Raw genomic sequence first — 14,932 nt, forward strand, 5'->3', positions numbered from 1 at the left:
CACTAAAGCCAAGTGCAAACAAAGAAGAAGGATGAAACTTGCTGCTAGTAGACTGCGAGGTAAAATCAAAAACCTTGTAGACGAATTGCACAAGAAAACTGCTCGATTTTTGGTTAATAACTTTGACATTATTTTACTGCCAACCTTTGAAACATCCCAAATGTCTCAGAAGGCGAAACGACGAATTAGATCAAAGTCAGTGCGCCAAATGTTAACACTCTCTCACTACCGATTTAAGTGTTTTCTCAAGCATAAGGCTTTTGAAACTAATAAAGTAGTGATGGATGTGAACGAAGCGTACACATCAAAAACAGTCAGTTGGACTGGTGAAATCATCCCCTACCTTGGTGGTGCTAAGTTCGTTAAGTCTCCATCTGACGGGCGGGTAATGAGCCGGGACATAAATGGTGCGCGGGGGATTTTCCTACGTGCATTGGTTGATACGCCCTCTCTTCAAGAGTGTATTTGTTAGTGAAATTTAGCAAAAAAGTATCGGAAAGTTAAGATAATTCCGAGGAATTACCCAGAAAAATCCATGATTAAGCAACCAGTTCATGTAGCGATCGCAATTCTTTATCAACAAGATAAATTCCTCATGCAACTGCGAGATAATATCCCTGGTATTGTCTACCCTGGTTACTGGGGGCTATTCGGTGGTCATCTGGAAGATGGCGAAACGCCAGATGCAGCACTCCAGCGAGAAGTAATGGAAGAAATCGGCTACAGTCTGCCAAAATTTTTTGCATTCCGCTGTTATGTAGATGATACTGTGGTTCGTCATGTGTTTCATGCACCACTCTTAGTCGAATTGAATCAACTAGTTTTAAACGAAGGCTGGGACATGAGATTATTAACAGCTGAAGATATTCGCCAAGGTCAGTGTTATTCGCCAATAGCCGATGAAGTAAGACCTTTAGGGGGTATACATCAGCGCATCATGTTAGATTTTATCGGTGATTAAGAAATGCCCATCTTCCCCGATAAGTCCCAGTCCCCAGGTACCACATAGTCAAGTGTTGAAATTCCGGTAAAAAACCGTACTTAAGCCGAAACTACTTTTCTATCTGAATTCCCTAGACTAAGATAATGATAGAGGCAAAAATATAAGCTACTGAGTCTCAACACTCAGTTTAATACAAGCAAAATGGGATTCTTTGACTCTGATATAGTTCAGCAGGAAGCAAAACAGCTGTTTGAGGATTATCAAGCACTAATCAAACTTGGCAGCAACTACGGCAAGTTTGATCGTGAGGGCAAAAAGCTATTCATCGAGCAAATGGAAGCTATGATGGATCGCTATCGCGTCTTTATGAAGCGATTCGAGCTGTCAGAGGATTTTATGGCGCAGATGACTGTGCAGCAACTGAAAACTCAGCTAGGTCAATTTGGCGTAACTCCCCAGCAGATGTTTGAGCAAATGCATCTGACCCTAGAGCGTATGAAAACCGAACTAGAAAAACAGCAGTAGTGAATTTAAATTTCTTGGTGCAATTTTAGTTTTTTGAAAAAAACTAAAATTGCACTAATTATTTATGGTTTAGGTTGCTCAAACTGGGAAGGTGGCTTAAAGTTCTGTGAAGGTACACCTTTGAGGGCTTGTTCCATAAAATCTTTCCAGATAGGAGCCACCATACCGCCACCGGTTGCTCCTCTAGATAATGGTCTGTTATCGTCTCTACCCACCCAGACAGCAGTTGTTAACTGTGGTACAGTACCCACATACCAAATATCCCTTTCAGATGAAGTTGTTCCTGTCTTACCAGCACTAGGACGACCTATATCCGCGGCTCTACCAGTGCCGTTAGTTACTACTGAACGCATAACATCAATGGTGGCTGCTGATGCCCATGGGTCGAGAACTAACTGTGGTTTGGGTGTATTATCTAACAAGATATTGCCACTACTATCGGTGACACGGGCCATAATCGTCGGTGGCGACTTCCAGCCATAATTGGCAAAGGTAGCGTAAGCACTCGCTAGTTCCAGAGGTGTTATGCCTATAGCTCCTAGGGGTAAAGAAGTCACAGGTTTCATGGGACTATTGATGCCCAAGGTACGGGAGACTTCCACAACTTTATTCATGCCTATAGACATACCCACCCTGATCACGGGAATATTACGAGACTGGGCTAGGGCGGAACGTATTGTCATTCCACCTTGAAAGCCACCATCATAGTTTCTGGGACTGTACCAACCGCTACCATCTCGATAACTAACTGGTGTATCTTGCACTATGGTATCTGGTGTATACTTACCAGTGGCAAAAGCGGCATAGAATACTAGTGGTTTAAAAGCAGAACCTGGTTGACGCTGGGCTTGGGTTGCACGGTTAAATTCACTAGTTCGGGAATTTACACCCCCTACTAGAGCCTTAACAAACTGCGTCCGGGGGTCAATAGCTACCAGAGCAATTTGATTACCCTTTAACCCCTGACTGTTCAATTTTTGATGCCAGTTGCTGACAGTTTGTTCTGCCATAATTTGGAAATCAGCATCAACAGTGGTTTGCACACGCATTCCACCTTTTATCAGTGCGTCACGCCCAAATTTTTGAACTAACTCCCGAGACACAGTATTAGTAATATAAGGTAAAGCGCTACCTTGGAAAGAGCGAATTCTGCCAAACTTAAGTTCTTGGTTGAGAGCCTGATCATATTCATCCTGGCTAATCCAGTTCAAATCGAGCATCCGCCCCAAAACTTCTCTTTGTTTGCGTTTTGCCAGTTCCATATTCGCAAAGGGGCTAAATTCTTCTGGTGCTTGAATTAACCCCGCCATCATGGCTGACTCAGCCAAGTTTAAAATTTCTGCTGACTTGTTAAAGTAACTGCGTGCTGCTGTTTGTACACCATAGTTATTATGACCCCAATAAACCTGATTGAGGTACATTTCTAGAATTTCTTCTTTCTTGAGGATTTGCTCTAACCTAATTGCTAGTACCGCTTCAGCTAACTTCCGGGTAAAAGCACGCCTGTGAGATAAAAACAAATTTTTTACCAGCTGCATGGTGATAGTAGAGCCTCCCTCGCGCACACCACCTGCTAGCAAGTTCGTTACCAAAGCACGTCCCACACCACTGGGATTGATACCGTGGTGATCGTAAAAATGACTATCTTCACTGGCTAGCACTGCCCGTTTAAGGTGCGGGGAAATTCTATTTAGGGGAATCACCTCCCGGTTAGCTTCTCCGTGAAGACTAGCTAGTAGTTTACCATTAATGTCATAGATATAACTTGTTTCCGAGGGAAAAAAGTTACGCATCTGTCTGACATCTGGTAAGTTACGGAAACTAATAGCCAGGCCAACTAGCCCCCCGGCTACAATGGAGCTGGCGAGCATGGTGATTGACAGTAGAGTACCGCCAGTTATTTGGCCTACTCCTTTGAAAAACTCAAAACCTGATGAAGCGTGACCTTGCGGTTGCTTATTTGTCAAAGTCCTAGAAGACGACACGGCTTTCTTACTTCCTCACTTGTAAATATAACTGTAATTTATTCAATGAAGCTAGGCGGTTAATTTTTTGCCATTATATTAATTCGGTAGATTAAACTGCGGACATATTGCCTATGAGTATCACCAACCAGCCTTCCTATAGAGTACAAAACATAGTTAATGGTGAATCTGTGAGTATGAAAGAAAATTTTTTTTGGCTGCATCGTGGCGTGGTGGAAGTTTTCCCCCAACCAACTGATGCTGATAGTGAAACTGAAAGTTTAGAGAAACGCCTGTTAACTACGAACCGACCTTTAAGGATCAAACTGGGAATTGACCCCACAGGATCTGATATTCATCTTGGTCATAGCATACCAGTACGGAAACTGCGATCTTTTCAAGATGCTGGTCATACTGCTGTTTTGATTATTGGTGATTTTACCGCTCGTATTGGCGATCCTACAGGTAAGTCTGAGGTGCGCCGTCAGCTTACAGAAGCAGATGTGGCACGCAATGCTCAAACTTATCTTGACCAGGTGCGTCCTATCTTAGATTTTGACACCCCTGGTAGATTGGAGGTGCGTTATAACTCGGAATGGCTATCCCGGCTTAATTTAGGGAAGATTCTCGAGTTACTCTCTACTATGACTGTGGGACAGATGTTAGCCAAAGAGGGATTCGCGGAACGCTATAGAAAAGAGAATCCAATTTTCCTTCATGAGTTCCTCTATCCATTGATGCAAGGCTATGATTCAGTGGCTGTGGAAGCAGATGTAGAGTTAGGGGGAACTGACCAAAAGTTTAACATCGCTGTGGGGCGAGACTTGCAACGGCATTTTGGACAAAAGCCACAGTTTGGGTTACTGCTGCCGATTTTAATCGGTACGGATGGCGTGCAAAAAATGTCTAAGTCTCTCGGTAATTATGTGGGATTATCAGAACACCCAGCCCAAAAATATCAGAAGTTACAAGGTGTTCCTGATAATTTACTATCTCAGTATTTTGAACTGTTGACTGATTTACCTTTGGATCAACTGCCAGAAAATCCCCGCGATCGCCAAATGCTTTTAGCATGGGAAGTTGTGCGACAATACAACGGTGAAGCTGCTGCTATTCAGGCTAAGGATGCGGCCAAAACCGGCGGTAAGGAAGGTGCAGTTCCAGAGTTCTCCCTGGCGGGAGTCTCGGAGTTTCCTGTGAAGTTGGCTTACCTTCTGAATGTGACTGGTTTATGTAAAAGTACTGGGGAAGGTAAACGCAAAATTCAGGAGGGTGGTGTACGTCTAGATGGCGATCGCATTACTGATGTTGATACCATTTTTCAGGGGGAGAATGAATTACACGGGCGGGTTCTACAAGTTGGCAAAAATAAGTTTGTCCGTTTAGTGCTTTAATGGCAGTTGGGAACAGATGTAGAGGCCTTAGCGGCTTCCCCTAGGGTACACAGATGAACACACATAAAAAGATTATTGTGCCTTTGGATGTGCCGGATTTACAAAGTGCGATCGCTCTTGTAGACCGGTTACCCCTGGTAGATTTCTGGAAGGTGGGTTTAGAATTATTTACTAGTTCTGGTCCAGCAATTCTGGAAGTTTTAAAGTCTCGCCAAAAGCGGATTTTTTTAGATTTGAAGTTTCACGACATCCCCAATACTGTGGGGGGGGCCTGTCGTGCTGCTGCTGGTTATGGGGTGGATTTACTCACAATTCACGCTACTGCTGGTCAAGATGCTTTAAAAGCTGCTTGGTCAGCTGTACAGGAGGGGGCGTTACAGGCGGGTGTGAAACCACCTCAGTTAATTGCTATCACCCTACTTACAAGTATTTCTTCTCGGCAGCTGGCAATTGATTTGAAGGTTCCCCTAGAATTACCAGAGTATGCTTTAGCAATGGCACTCATGGCTCAGGAGTGTGGGTTAAGTGGTGCTGTTTGTTCACCCCAAGAGGTAGCACAGTTAAGGCAAATTTGTGGCGATGACTTTTTGCTGGTTTGTCCAGGTATCCGCCCCAGTTGGGCACGAAAGGCAGATCAAAAGCGATCGCTGACCCCCGCCGAAGCTATACTCGCTGGCGCAGACTACCTAGTAATTGGCCGTCCTATTACTGGGTCTGACGATCCTCAGTTAGCCTGGAATCAGATCGTTGAGGAATTAACCACGTTGGCATGAAGGCAAAAGTCAGGAGAAGCAATTATCGCTGGTGGTTTATAGTTGTCTGGGGAGTCTTGACAGCAAATACTATGAATAATTCCGTATTTGCCCATATACCTATGTCACTAAACCAGAAAGAAACTCTTTGTTCTCAGACAAGTTTAGAAAAATTAACTACTCAGCTATTGCGTGATTTACCTGGCTATGCTAACCGTGCATCTCAGCGCGCCCGTCGTCGTAGTAGAAGCAGTGACATTTATAGCTATATGCTGGTGGCGGGAAAACCTGAATTTGCACCTCTACCCCTCAACATAGATGAGCGGCAAAATACAACGGTGGTTGAACAGGTTTTTTTTACTACTTTAGAAAGGCAGTATATCAGCGGCAAGGCTGTAGAATCGCAGCAATTTCACCGGCTGTTATTGACAAAATCTCTCACTGGTTGGCGTTTGGTAATGATGTTTACCCAAGAAGGTAATTATCCCCAACAGCAGGTAGTATCTCCCCCCAGGGATAGTAGTAATGGTGTGGTTGCACAAGCTGTAAAAACTTGGTTGCGAGACTGTCGGGCGCGGTAGTCAGGAATAAAATAACTGTAGTCAGAATCCTTAACTTCTGCTATTTGTCAGTAATTTGATCTAACTTAGCGCGGACTGCTTGCATATCTTGCCACATTAACCATTTAGGCTTACCTACTTCCTTAGAAGGGTTACGCAGCAAATAAGAAGGGTGAAAAATCGGCATACACAAACGCCCATCCCACTCCATCCACTGACCGCGAATTTTGGTCATTGCTTGTTTATCGCCGGTGATACCTTTTACCGCTGTTGCACCAGTGAGTAAAATTATTTTCGGGTCAACCAGGCGAATTTGTTCTAACAAGTAGGGTTTGCAAGCGGCAATTTCATCAGGGGTAGGGACTCGGTTTTGTGGTGGACGACACTTATTAATATTGGCAATATATACATTACGTTCAGTACTCAGATTCACAGATGCTAATATTTTCTCTAGTAACTGTCCTGATCTGCCGACAAATGGTAAACCAGTCTCATCTTCACTTTGACCAGGGGCTTCACCTATGACCATAATTGGTGCTTGGAGATGACCACGCCCGACAACAGCATGAGTCCGACTGTCTCCCAAGGTACAACGGTGACAGTGATGACAATCCTGTGCCAACTCGCTAATATTCTTGTATGTTCCCGGTATGATGGGTATTTTTGCGTCTGTAGGAATTAAATCTCGCGGGTTCGAGTTGGCGTGGTCAAAAAGGTTGAGTTGGATGTCGCTGCTCATGAAAACCAAAATTTTAGGTTAGCAACAGATGACTCTATTGCTGGCTGAGTCATGATATTACCATTTTCCAGTAGGATTCATAAAACCCAACCCCAGCATCAAGTACTGACATCAATATAGAAATCCGGTTTGGTTTCTGAATTGATTTGTCTAGGTAGGGAACACCGAACAGGTAAGAAGAATTGCCGTTTGTACTGAGTTTTGTTCAAAAATCAAATAGAAGTCCTATATATTAAAAATATTAATATATTGATCAACCTGCGGCTGTTTCTTGCAAAGATTATGAAGCAAAGGGTAAGCCTTGCCCTGGTGAATTGTTCAAGGGGAATAGATGACGATTAAGCGGTTAATTTTATTTTTTGTCCTCACACCGATAGCAGTCCTGTTGTCAGTCTCGTCTTTATTCGGTAGTTTACAAGAACCCCAGTTTCAGACAACTTTGGAACTGTACCAAACTAATATTGCACTCCAAGCCCAAACTTGGCTGCCAGAAGATATTAATGACGATAATTTCTCAGCCATTAAAGCTGCCATTGTGGGAGATAAACCTCTAGAAAGTGCTACCAAGCAATATCAGCAGGTACGTGAGTCGGTTCAAACAAATTGGGATAAGGTTCAAAACCAACTTGCTCAACCTCAGACTATTCCCCTACCTCCTAAACCTTTAGGAGGGGAACCCCCCCAAAGTCAGGCTTCGCCTGAAGACAAGCAAGAAAAGTTACGTCGATCACTCCAACAACTGCAAAAATTACGGGCTGACTTAGACTTAAGTCTGGGAATTTTACAAGCAAAGCAAGGACAGACAGATACGGCCATCCAGACTTGGGAAGAATTGCAGCAAACCGGGGAAGTAAATCCAGTGTGGGAAACTGCTGCTGTGTTGACTGGGTTATGGAGTACTCCCCCCCGTGTCTTACCCAATGCTCAACAGCTGATTAATCAAAATTTAGATGGTTGGTTTCGCTCTACTGCTTTAATTGAACTGTATCAACTGCAACAACGACAGGCAGCTTTATCGGAAATTAGAGCGGAACAACAAGAAGCTGCTAGCCAGTCTGTGACAAAACTAGCCCTAATTGCCACAATTCCCACGGTGACAGCATTAATGGGTCTAATATTACTGGTTTTCTTGATTGGTCAGCGTTTGCTCAAGGGGAAAGCTGCTTTATTGGCTCGCAATGCTGATTTATCTTGGTCAACGCCTTGGGGTGGAGAAACCATTTTACAAGTTTTTGTGGTGGGCTTTTTCTTTATGGGGCAAATCTTTGTGCCTCTGTTGCTATCCCTATTACCCATAGAGCGCCCTATTGTCAATGTCCGCTTTCAGGCTTGGTCGGTGTTAGTTAGCTATATGATGGTGGCATCAGGTGCACTGCTGGTGCTGTATTTATCGATTAAGCGTTTTTTGCCGCTCCCAGACCAATGGTTTCGCTTCCGTTTGCAGGATGGATGGTTTTTATGGGGATTTGGGGGTTATTGCGCGGCTTTGCCGATAGTGGTAGTGGTGTCGTTGATTAATCAACAATTATGGCGGGGTCAGGGGGGTAGTAATCCTCTGTTACAACTAGCTTTGGAAAGTCAAGATAGTATGGCTCTGGGGCTGTTTTTTTTGACGGCTGCGATCGCCGCCCCCATTTTTGAAGAACTGCTGTTTCGCGGCTTTTTATTGCCTTCTTTGACTCGTTATGTACCTGTGTGGGGAGCAATTATTTTCAGTAGTTTGTTGTTTGCGATCGCCCACCTGAGTTTATCAGAAATCCTGCCTTTAACAGCTTTGGGTGTGGTTTTAGGGATAGTGTACACGCGATCGCGTAATCTCTTGGCACCTATGCTTGTCCATAGTCTGTGGAATAGTGGCACCCTACTGAGTCTCTTTATCTTAGGTAGCAGTAATTAATAAAACATTGCTACACGGTTGATAATTTGTCAACGATTTGTTTTTATTTGCATATAGTAACTATTGCACAGCAAAATTCCCGACTCAGCTAGTAGGCTGATCAGCTAATGCCGTACTTGTAGCAAAGTTTCCTGAATCATCGGGAAATAGCATCTACAAATAATACAAGTACTATGCATTATTTAATTAATCCCACAAAACACAGCTAACTGCACTTGAACCCCATATCCTTGTAGGGAATGGGGCGCAGGTTAACACAGCGTCTGTAGTCCTGTAAAATTAACGAATTGTTAATATTAATTAGAATATAGTCATCCTATTTGAGTTGAGAAATTATCAGTGAGGAAAGGGAACAGGGAACAGGGAACAGGGAACAGAAATTGTTCATGAATCACTTAGGATTGCTATACTTTCCAAATATACTCAGAGGAATTATTCCTCTGGATCATATTGTCAACTGGGTATTTAAACTAGACCAGTTAGCTTCAATGATGAATGTGGAAAATGTAGCTTGCAAAAACTTCAAAATCTATTTAGTCAATATTTACTGAAAAAATATGTTGGGTCATTTAAGTATCGATTAAAATTCTAATTTTATATTCACTTTCGAGCCGAATAGAACTAATATGGCAAATTTCAACACCACTCAACCAACTAAACAACTGATTGCTGGTTACTGCGGCATTATTTGCGGAGGATTTGGAGTTCATAAATTCGTTCTGGGATATACTCCAGAAGGCTGCATTATGTTGATTATAGCTTTAGTTGGAGGTTATTTTACCTACGGCATTAGTTTATTAATTATGCAGCTTGTGGGTTTAATTGAGGGCATGATCTATTTAAACAAAACCTCGGAAGATTTTGTTAATACCTACTTTGTGAATAAGCAGGGGTGGTTCTAGAAGTTGCTATTAGCCAGAGGAAGTTATTTTTAGAGATATGCTAACAATTAAACCTAAATCTCTCACATGGGCGATGTTGCTGCTGCTGGGTATGGGCTACTTCAGCGCCGTGTCTATTTTGGACATCAACTATTTTGGTAAGAGTCTGATTGCTATGATGCCTATACAAGTGGTAGCTGTGATATATGTAACTTATATCAGAAAGATCGCCACAAAAATTCAACATTAGCGCATAAGTTTATTATGATTGAAGTTCTGTCAAATCTCCAAATTTCGCCTACGCTCAAAAGAGGTACGCTTTTATTAGGGCGTTGAATTTTCGTAGCCAACTCAACACTTGTCATGCAACTGACCCCGAAAACTCAGTTTACTCCAGAACGAAGCCCGACCTTAGAGAAAATTATCCTCGATGTGGGGGGGATGAAATGTGCTGGATGTGTAAGCGCTGTAGAGCGACAGCTAACCCAATATCCAGGAGTGAAAAGCGCCTGTGTGAACTTGGCTACAGAGGTAGCTGTGGTAGAGTCAGAACCTGGTGCTGTAGACCCGGACACACTAGCACAGCGATTAACATCAGCTGGATTTCCCTGTCAACCGCGTCAGACTAGGGGAAAAGTAGCTGGAGAAACTACGCTTGAACAAAAAGAAGCACAAAAGCGCCAAGAAATGCGTTCTTCATTCCAGCAGTTAATCATTGCTGGGGTGCTGCTGGTGTTGTCAGGAATCGGACATTTTGAGAATATAGGCTTGTCGATCTTCTCAAACTTAAACAATATCTGGTTTCACTGTGGATTGGCAACATTGGCCATAATCATTCCCGGCCGCCCCATTATAGTAGAGGGTTGGCGGGGATGGCGGCGCAATTCGCCTAATATGAATACTCTGGTGGGATTGGGAACGCTGACAGCCTACACTGCTAGTTTAGTAGCGCTGCTATTCCCCAAAATGGGCTGGGAATGCTTCTTTGACGAACCAGTAATGATGCTGGGTTTTATCCTCCTGGGTAGGACTTTAGAACAACAAGCCAGAGGAAGAGCGTCGGCGGCCTTTAAAGAATTGCTCACACTCCAACCACAAGTAGGACGGTTGATTCTCAACCCAGACCCGGAAAAAATAGGTTTGGGAACCAATATTATGGAGATTCCCGCAGAAAGGGTGCGTGTTGGTGAATGGTTGCAAGTACTACCAGGAGATAAAATTCCTGTGGATGGTGAGGTGCGCTTTGGGCAAACAACGGTGAATGAGTCCATGCTCACCGGGGAATCTGTACCAGTGATGAAGCAGCCCGGAGATATGGTAGCTGCTGGAACTATTAATCAGTCAGGAGCATTGGCTATAGTCGCCACTCGAACCGGTAGGGATACTACTTTGGCGCAAATAGTTACCCTAGTAGAAACAGCACAAACACGTAAAGCGCCAGTGCAAAAGTTAGCCGATACGGTGGCGGGTTACTTTACTTATGGTGTGTTGACGGCCTCTGTATTGACATTTGTTTTTTGGTTTTTTTGGGGTACTCACATTTGGAGTGATGTGACGGTTTCTGGGGGTATGGAAATGATGAACCATTCCCCAATGTCTCATACAGAGGTCATGGATGGGGTTCTTACCCACTCTCCTCTGCTAACCAGCTTGAAACTAGCGATCGCCGTTATGGTTGTGGCTTGTCCTTGTGCTTTGGGACTGGCGACCCCGACAGCAATTCTTGTAGGAACCGCCATGGGTGCTGAACGGGGTCTGTTAATCAAAGGTGGTGATGTCTTGGAAACAGTACACCAGTTAGATACTGTGGTATTTGATAAAACAGGTACTCTTACAACTGGTAATCCTACTGTAACAGATTGTCTACCTATGGGAGAATGGAAGGATGACAAACCCTACTCTCTCCTGCAACTAGCAGCAGCAGTGGAAAATGGCACTTACCACCCCTTAGCTAAAGCCATTCAACAAGCAGCACGGGAGCAAAATCTATGTATTCCTGACGCTGTGGATTTTCATACGGAACCGGGATTGGGTGTATCTGGTATTGTGGAGGGTCTGTCTGTAATTTTGGGTAACTGCGCTTTCTTGAGTCAGCATGGCGTGACTTGGAGTGACGCTGCACAACAGATGATCCTACAGCTAGCAGAAGATGGTAAAACAGTTGTGGGGGTAGCAGTTGGGGGAAATTTAGCCGGACTGATTGCTGTGCAAGACCCCCTGAGAGCGGATGCTCAAGCTACAGTCAACCAGTTGCGTCATATGGGTTTACGGGTTATTTTGCTCAGTGGCGATCGCTATGAAGCAGCTAAGTCCGTAGCTGAACAACTAGGACTAGATGGCGCTGATGTGATGGCTGGGGTTCTCCCCAGTCAAAAAGCGGTTCTGATCCAGGAATTACAAACACAATCAGCCTCTAAAGTCGCTATGGTTGGCGATGGTATTAATGATGCGCCGGCTTTATCACAAGCAGATGTCGGCATTGCTTTATATTCGGGAACAGATGTAGCCATGGAGACGGCGGAAATTGTCTTGATGCGCGATCGCTTAAATGATGTTGTCGCTTCAATTCAACTGAGTCGCTCTACTTTCAACAAAATCCGCCAAAATCTATTTTGGGCATTTGCATACAATACTATCGGTATTCCCTTAGCTGCGGGTGTATTATTACCCAGTTTTGGGTTTATTCTTAGTCCATCTGGGGCGGCAGCATTAATGGCTTTTAGCTCTGTGAGTGTTGTTACCAACTCAATCTTATTGCGCAATTGGTCGTCAAAAATCAAAGACTCATCACCGCTCGGTTAAAATAAGGGTTTGGTGGAAGTGCATTAAGATTATGAAAGTAGCAATTACAGGAGCAACAGGATTTGTCGGTAGTCGTTTGGTGGAAAAACTGCACAAGGAGGGTCATCAAATACTGGTGTTCACCCGCAACCCTGCTACAGCGGTGAAGGTTTTTCCCCCAGGGGCTTTTCCTCAAGTAGAAATTGTAGCCTATACCCCCACTGTGTCTGGTTCTTGGCAAGAAGCTATCAACCGTTGTGATGGTATAGTTAATTTAGCGGGAGAACCCATTGCTGAGGAACGCTGGACACCAGAACAAAAGCAGAAAATCCTCAATAGTCGCCAGCTAGGTACACAGAAAATTGTCGAAGCTATAGCTCTGGCTAATCCTCGTCCCTCTGTGTTAGTTAATGCTTCTGCTATTGGTTATTATGGCACGAGTGAAACTGCTACCTTTGATGAAACCAGTTCACCTGGTGAGGATTTTCTAGCTCAAGTCTGTGAAGCCTGGGAAGCAGAAGCCCAAAAAGTTGAAGATGCTGGTGTCCGCTTGGTTATTCTGCGTTTTGGCATCGTTTTAGGCAATGGTGGCGCTTTGGCGAAAATGATTACACCTTTCAAGCTGTTTACAGGTGGACCCCTTGGTAGTGGTCGCCAGTGGTTATCGTGGATTCACTTAGATGATTTAGTAAATCTAATTTTGCAAGCTTTAACTAACCCGGGGATGAAAGGTGTGTATAATGCCACTGCTCCTCATCCTGTGCGGATGGCAGAGTTAAGCCAAACTTTGGGGGAGGTTATGCAACGTCCTTCCTGGTTACCCGTTCCTGGCTTTGCTCTGGAGCTGCTCTTAGGGGATGGAGCTATGGTAGTTTTGGAAGGTCAAAAAGTTATGCCTCAAGGTACTTTAGAGGCTGGCTTTAAGTATCAATATCCTCAATTATTACCAGCATTGCAAGAAATTATTGGGTAGGTTTTCACACCGGAGGACAGAGGACTAATGTCCTCACTAAAAAACTGTTAATTAGCCTGAAATTTGCGGGAAATCCAACTAATTAAACCGCTAAGGATAGCGCCCCCCATCAGGATACCAATTGCTGGGTTAAACAGAGGTTGCCAAAGTTGATGCCATAAATCTAAACCGAGGTTGATTCCCGCAGCATCGCCAAAGGCGGCGATCGCTAACCAGCCAAAGCCAAATAAAACTAAGAATACATCAGCAACTAAAATCAAGTTTAGCCAGTTTAATAATTTTTCTTTCATACTGAGAATTGGAGTTGAAAAACCGGTATAGATATAAAGGGCTTGGGAAATTTTTTGGTTTCCCCTGTATCCCCCTAGAAGTTTTCCTCTGGGGAGAAAAACCCGGGGGATCTGATCCTAAATTTTAGGACTCAAATAGCCAGGTTTTAACTTTTGCCAAACTTTGCCAATCTGGTTTCCGGCTTAAACCATCGGCAATACTATCTTTAATATCGCTTTCCCATTCTGGGTTAACAAAAATTAACTGTTTGGCAAAATCAATATGTTCTCGTAATCCTTTTTGACCTGTTTCCAGCATTGAAACCGCCAAATTAATTCTGGCTTGTGGGTCTTGTGGATTTAACTTCACCGCCTTGTATGCTGCTTTGTAAGCCAAGTTGGGTTGATTTTCTAGCAAGTACAACCAAGCTAAACAAATCCAAGCAGAACTTGTTTTCGGGGCGCGATCGCACACTTCTTGAAATACTGGGATTAAAGATTCTGCTGCTTCACCAGCTTTATAGCGTTCCAATCCTGTATCAAACAGGAATTCAACTGTTTGAGCCATAGCAAATCAGTTAATAGTTATATAATCAATAGTCAGTAGTCAGCCGTCAATAGTCATGAAGAACTGACAACCAACCACTGACAATATTACACTCCAAACGACTTACCGCAACCACAGGTTTGGGCTGCATTGGGGTTAGTAAATTGGAAACCACCACCAATCATGGCATCGCTATAATCGAGCATTAAACCATAGAGATATAATAGACTTTTGCGATCGCAAACAATTTTGAAGCCATCGTAATCAAAAACTTCATCATGAGGAGTGATCTTGCTGGTGTCCTCAAAGTCCATCATGTAAGACATCCCAGAGCAACCACCTTGACGAACTCCCACTCGTAAGCAAAGTTCTTCTCCTTGCTTTTGTTGGAGGGATTTAACCTGGCGCAAGGCTGCTTCACTTAGTTGAATTCCACGTTGTTGAGACTGAGTTGCTTGTGTCATGTTGCCGTTTCAACTCCTTTAATGGTATAATAAGTAACGTATTTAGGTGTTTGATAATTCTCGGATCACCATTGAGTTTTTGCTGCTAGATAAAACCTAGAGAAAGCTAGAGTTTACTTTCTACTTCAACGGGAGCATGGGAGCGGTTATCCCTTAGTAGACTTGCACGCCTTAGCCAGACGCGATATTTCTCTTAAGATTTACAAGAAAGACTACCGCTATCATTGCTTGGTTTTCGCGTTG

Annotated in this window: 16 protein-coding genes; 11 read left to right on the plus strand and 5 right to left on the minus strand. The window is 43.7% G+C overall.

Features of this window, described 5'->3' with window-relative positions:
• The 3 genes from NWP21_RS02745 to NWP21_RS02755 form a co-directional block, all read left to right on the plus strand.
• The coding region (locus NWP21_RS02745) for a zinc ribbon domain-containing protein (RefSeq protein WP_280791518.1) at nucleotides 1-472 on the plus strand (472 nt) is incomplete at its 5' end.
• Between the two features lie 63 nt (nucleotides 473-535).
• The gene (locus NWP21_RS02750) at nucleotides 536-961 is read left to right on the plus strand and encodes an NUDIX hydrolase (protein ID WP_280791519.1); all 426 of its coding nucleotides are present in this window, start codon (nucleotides 536-538) and stop codon (nucleotides 959-961) included.
• Nucleotides 962-1,144: 183 nt separating this feature from the next.
• Entirely contained in the window at nucleotides 1,145-1,468 is a 324-nt protein-coding gene (locus tag NWP21_RS02755) for a DUF1825 family protein (RefSeq protein WP_271732847.1), read from the plus strand.
• A 62-nt stretch (nucleotides 1,469-1,530) separates the two neighbouring features.
• Here the strand turns inward: NWP21_RS02755 and NWP21_RS02760 are convergent, their stop codons facing one another.
• On the minus strand, nucleotides 1,531-3,339 hold the full coding sequence (locus NWP21_RS02760) for a transglycosylase domain-containing protein (protein ID WP_280791526.1): 1,809 nt from the start codon (nucleotides 3,337-3,339) through the stop codon (nucleotides 1,531-1,533).
• A gap of 290 nt (nucleotides 3,340-3,629) precedes the next feature.
• Here NWP21_RS02760 and tyrS point away from each other — a divergent pair, with 290 nt between their 5' ends.
• The 3 genes from tyrS (at nucleotide 3,630) to NWP21_RS02775 (ending at nucleotide 6,159) form a co-directional block, all read left to right on the plus strand.
• Entirely contained in the window at nucleotides 3,630-4,826 is a 1,197-nt protein-coding gene (gene tyrS / locus NWP21_RS02765) for a tyrosine--tRNA ligase (protein ID WP_280791527.1), read from the plus strand.
• A 53-nt stretch (nucleotides 4,827-4,879) separates the two neighbouring features.
• Nucleotides 4,880-5,599, plus strand: a complete 720-nt coding sequence (gene pyrF / locus NWP21_RS02770) for an orotidine-5'-phosphate decarboxylase (protein ID WP_280791520.1) — start codon at nucleotides 4,880-4,882, stop codon at nucleotides 5,597-5,599.
• A gap of 71 nt (nucleotides 5,600-5,670) precedes the next feature.
• Complete coding sequence (locus NWP21_RS02775) at nucleotides 5,671-6,159, plus strand: hypothetical protein (RefSeq protein ID WP_280791528.1); 489 nt, start codon at nucleotides 5,671-5,673, stop codon at nucleotides 6,157-6,159.
• A gap of 40 nt (nucleotides 6,160-6,199) precedes the next feature.
• Here NWP21_RS02775 and NWP21_RS02780 read toward each other — a convergent pair whose 3' ends face one another.
• The gene (locus tag NWP21_RS02780; protein ID WP_280791521.1) at nucleotides 6,200-6,877 is read right to left on the minus strand and encodes a uracil-DNA glycosylase; all 678 of its coding nucleotides are present in this window, start codon (nucleotides 6,875-6,877) and stop codon (nucleotides 6,200-6,202) included.
• A gap of 331 nt (nucleotides 6,878-7,208) precedes the next feature.
• On the opposite strand from NWP21_RS02780, the gene NWP21_RS02785 reads away from it, so the two are divergent.
• The 5 genes from NWP21_RS02785 (at nucleotide 7,209) to NWP21_RS02805 (ending at nucleotide 13,409) form a co-directional block, all read left to right on the plus strand.
• Nucleotides 7,209-8,774 carry a type II CAAX endopeptidase family protein gene (locus tag NWP21_RS02785; RefSeq protein WP_280791522.1) on the plus strand — a complete coding sequence of 522 codons (1,566 nt, stop codon included), beginning with the start codon at nucleotides 7,209-7,211 and terminating at the stop codon, nucleotides 8,772-8,774.
• Between the two features lie 626 nt (nucleotides 8,775-9,400).
• On the plus strand, nucleotides 9,401-9,676 hold the full coding sequence (locus NWP21_RS02790) for an NINE protein (RefSeq protein ID WP_271732836.1): 276 nt from the start codon (nucleotides 9,401-9,403) through the stop codon (nucleotides 9,674-9,676).
• A gap of 37 nt (nucleotides 9,677-9,713) precedes the next feature.
• Nucleotides 9,714-9,905 (plus strand): hypothetical protein, encoded by a 192-nt coding sequence (locus tag NWP21_RS02795; protein WP_280791523.1) that lies wholly within the window; start codon nucleotides 9,714-9,716, stop codon nucleotides 9,903-9,905.
• A 113-nt stretch (nucleotides 9,906-10,018) separates the two neighbouring features.
• Nucleotides 10,019-12,457: a heavy metal translocating P-type ATPase gene (locus NWP21_RS02800; protein WP_280791524.1), complete on the plus strand. Its 2,439-nt coding sequence runs from the start codon at nucleotides 10,019-10,021 to the stop codon at nucleotides 12,455-12,457.
• 31 nt (nucleotides 12,458-12,488) lie between these two features.
• Nucleotides 12,489-13,409 (plus strand): TIGR01777 family oxidoreductase, encoded by a 921-nt coding sequence (locus NWP21_RS02805; protein WP_271732830.1) that lies wholly within the window; start codon nucleotides 12,489-12,491, stop codon nucleotides 13,407-13,409.
• A gap of 47 nt (nucleotides 13,410-13,456) precedes the next feature.
• Here the strand turns inward: NWP21_RS02805 and NWP21_RS02810 are convergent, their stop codons facing one another.
• From NWP21_RS02810 to NWP21_RS02820, 3 genes are all read right to left on the minus strand, one after another.
• The gene (locus tag NWP21_RS02810; RefSeq protein ID WP_271732829.1) at nucleotides 13,457-13,699 is read right to left on the minus strand and encodes a hypothetical protein; all 243 of its coding nucleotides are present in this window, start codon (nucleotides 13,697-13,699) and stop codon (nucleotides 13,457-13,459) included.
• Nucleotides 13,700-13,823: 124 nt separating this feature from the next.
• On the minus strand, nucleotides 13,824-14,246 hold the full coding sequence (locus NWP21_RS02815) for a hypothetical protein (RefSeq protein WP_280791525.1): 423 nt from the start codon (nucleotides 14,244-14,246) through the stop codon (nucleotides 13,824-13,826).
• Nucleotides 14,247-14,332: 86 nt separating this feature from the next.
• Nucleotides 14,333-14,689: an iron-sulfur cluster assembly accessory protein gene (locus tag NWP21_RS02820; protein ID WP_271732826.1), complete on the minus strand. Its 357-nt coding sequence runs from the start codon at nucleotides 14,687-14,689 to the stop codon at nucleotides 14,333-14,335.
• Nucleotides 14,690-14,932 lie beyond the last annotated feature (243 nt).

The organism is Anabaenopsis sp. FSS-46 (assembly GCF_029891665.1).
Classification (GTDB): Bacteria; Cyanobacteriota; Cyanobacteriia; order Cyanobacteriales; family Nostocaceae; genus Anabaenopsis; species Anabaenopsis arnoldii.

Bases quoted from the DNA above. Each gene is read 5' to 3' on its own strand.
- NWP21_RS02815 (WP_280791525.1), bottom strand. From the start codon at position 14,246: ATGGCTCAAACAGTTGAATTCCTGTTTGATACAGGATTGGAACGCTAT.
- pyrF (WP_280791520.1), top strand. From the start codon at position 4,880: ATGAACACACATAAAAAGATTATTGTGCCTTTGGATGTGCCGGATTTA.
- NWP21_RS02795 (WP_280791523.1), top strand. From the start codon at position 9,714: ATGCTAACAATTAAACCTAAATCTCTCACATGGGCGATGTTGCTGCTG.
- tyrS (WP_280791527.1), top strand. From the start codon at position 3,630: ATGAAAGAAAATTTTTTTTGGCTGCATCGTGGCGTGGTGGAAGTTTTC.
- NWP21_RS02775 (WP_280791528.1), top strand. From the start codon at position 5,671: ATGAATAATTCCGTATTTGCCCATATACCTATGTCACTAAACCAGAAA.
- NWP21_RS02800 (WP_280791524.1), top strand. From the start codon at position 10,019: ATGCAACTGACCCCGAAAACTCAGTTTACTCCAGAACGAAGCCCGACC.
- NWP21_RS02820 (WP_271732826.1), bottom strand. From the start codon at position 14,689: ATGACACAAGCAACTCAGTCTCAACAACGTGGAATTCAACTAAGTGAA.
- NWP21_RS02755 (WP_271732847.1), top strand. From the start codon at position 1,145: ATGGGATTCTTTGACTCTGATATAGTTCAGCAGGAAGCAAAACAGCTG.
- NWP21_RS02750 (WP_280791519.1), top strand. From the start codon at position 536: ATGATTAAGCAACCAGTTCATGTAGCGATCGCAATTCTTTATCAACAA.
- NWP21_RS02805 (WP_271732830.1), top strand. From the start codon at position 12,489: ATGAAAGTAGCAATTACAGGAGCAACAGGATTTGTCGGTAGTCGTTTG.
- NWP21_RS02810 (WP_271732829.1), bottom strand. From the start codon at position 13,699: ATGAAAGAAAAATTATTAAACTGGCTAAACTTGATTTTAGTTGCTGAT.
- NWP21_RS02780 (WP_280791521.1), bottom strand. From the start codon at position 6,877: ATGAGCAGCGACATCCAACTCAACCTTTTTGACCACGCCAACTCGAAC.
- NWP21_RS02760 (WP_280791526.1), bottom strand. From the start codon at position 3,339: ATGCTCGCCAGCTCCATTGTAGCCGGGGGGCTAGTTGGCCTGGCTATT.
- NWP21_RS02785 (WP_280791522.1), top strand. From the start codon at position 7,209: ATGACGATTAAGCGGTTAATTTTATTTTTTGTCCTCACACCGATAGCA.
- NWP21_RS02790 (WP_271732836.1), top strand. From the start codon at position 9,401: ATGGCAAATTTCAACACCACTCAACCAACTAAACAACTGATTGCTGGT.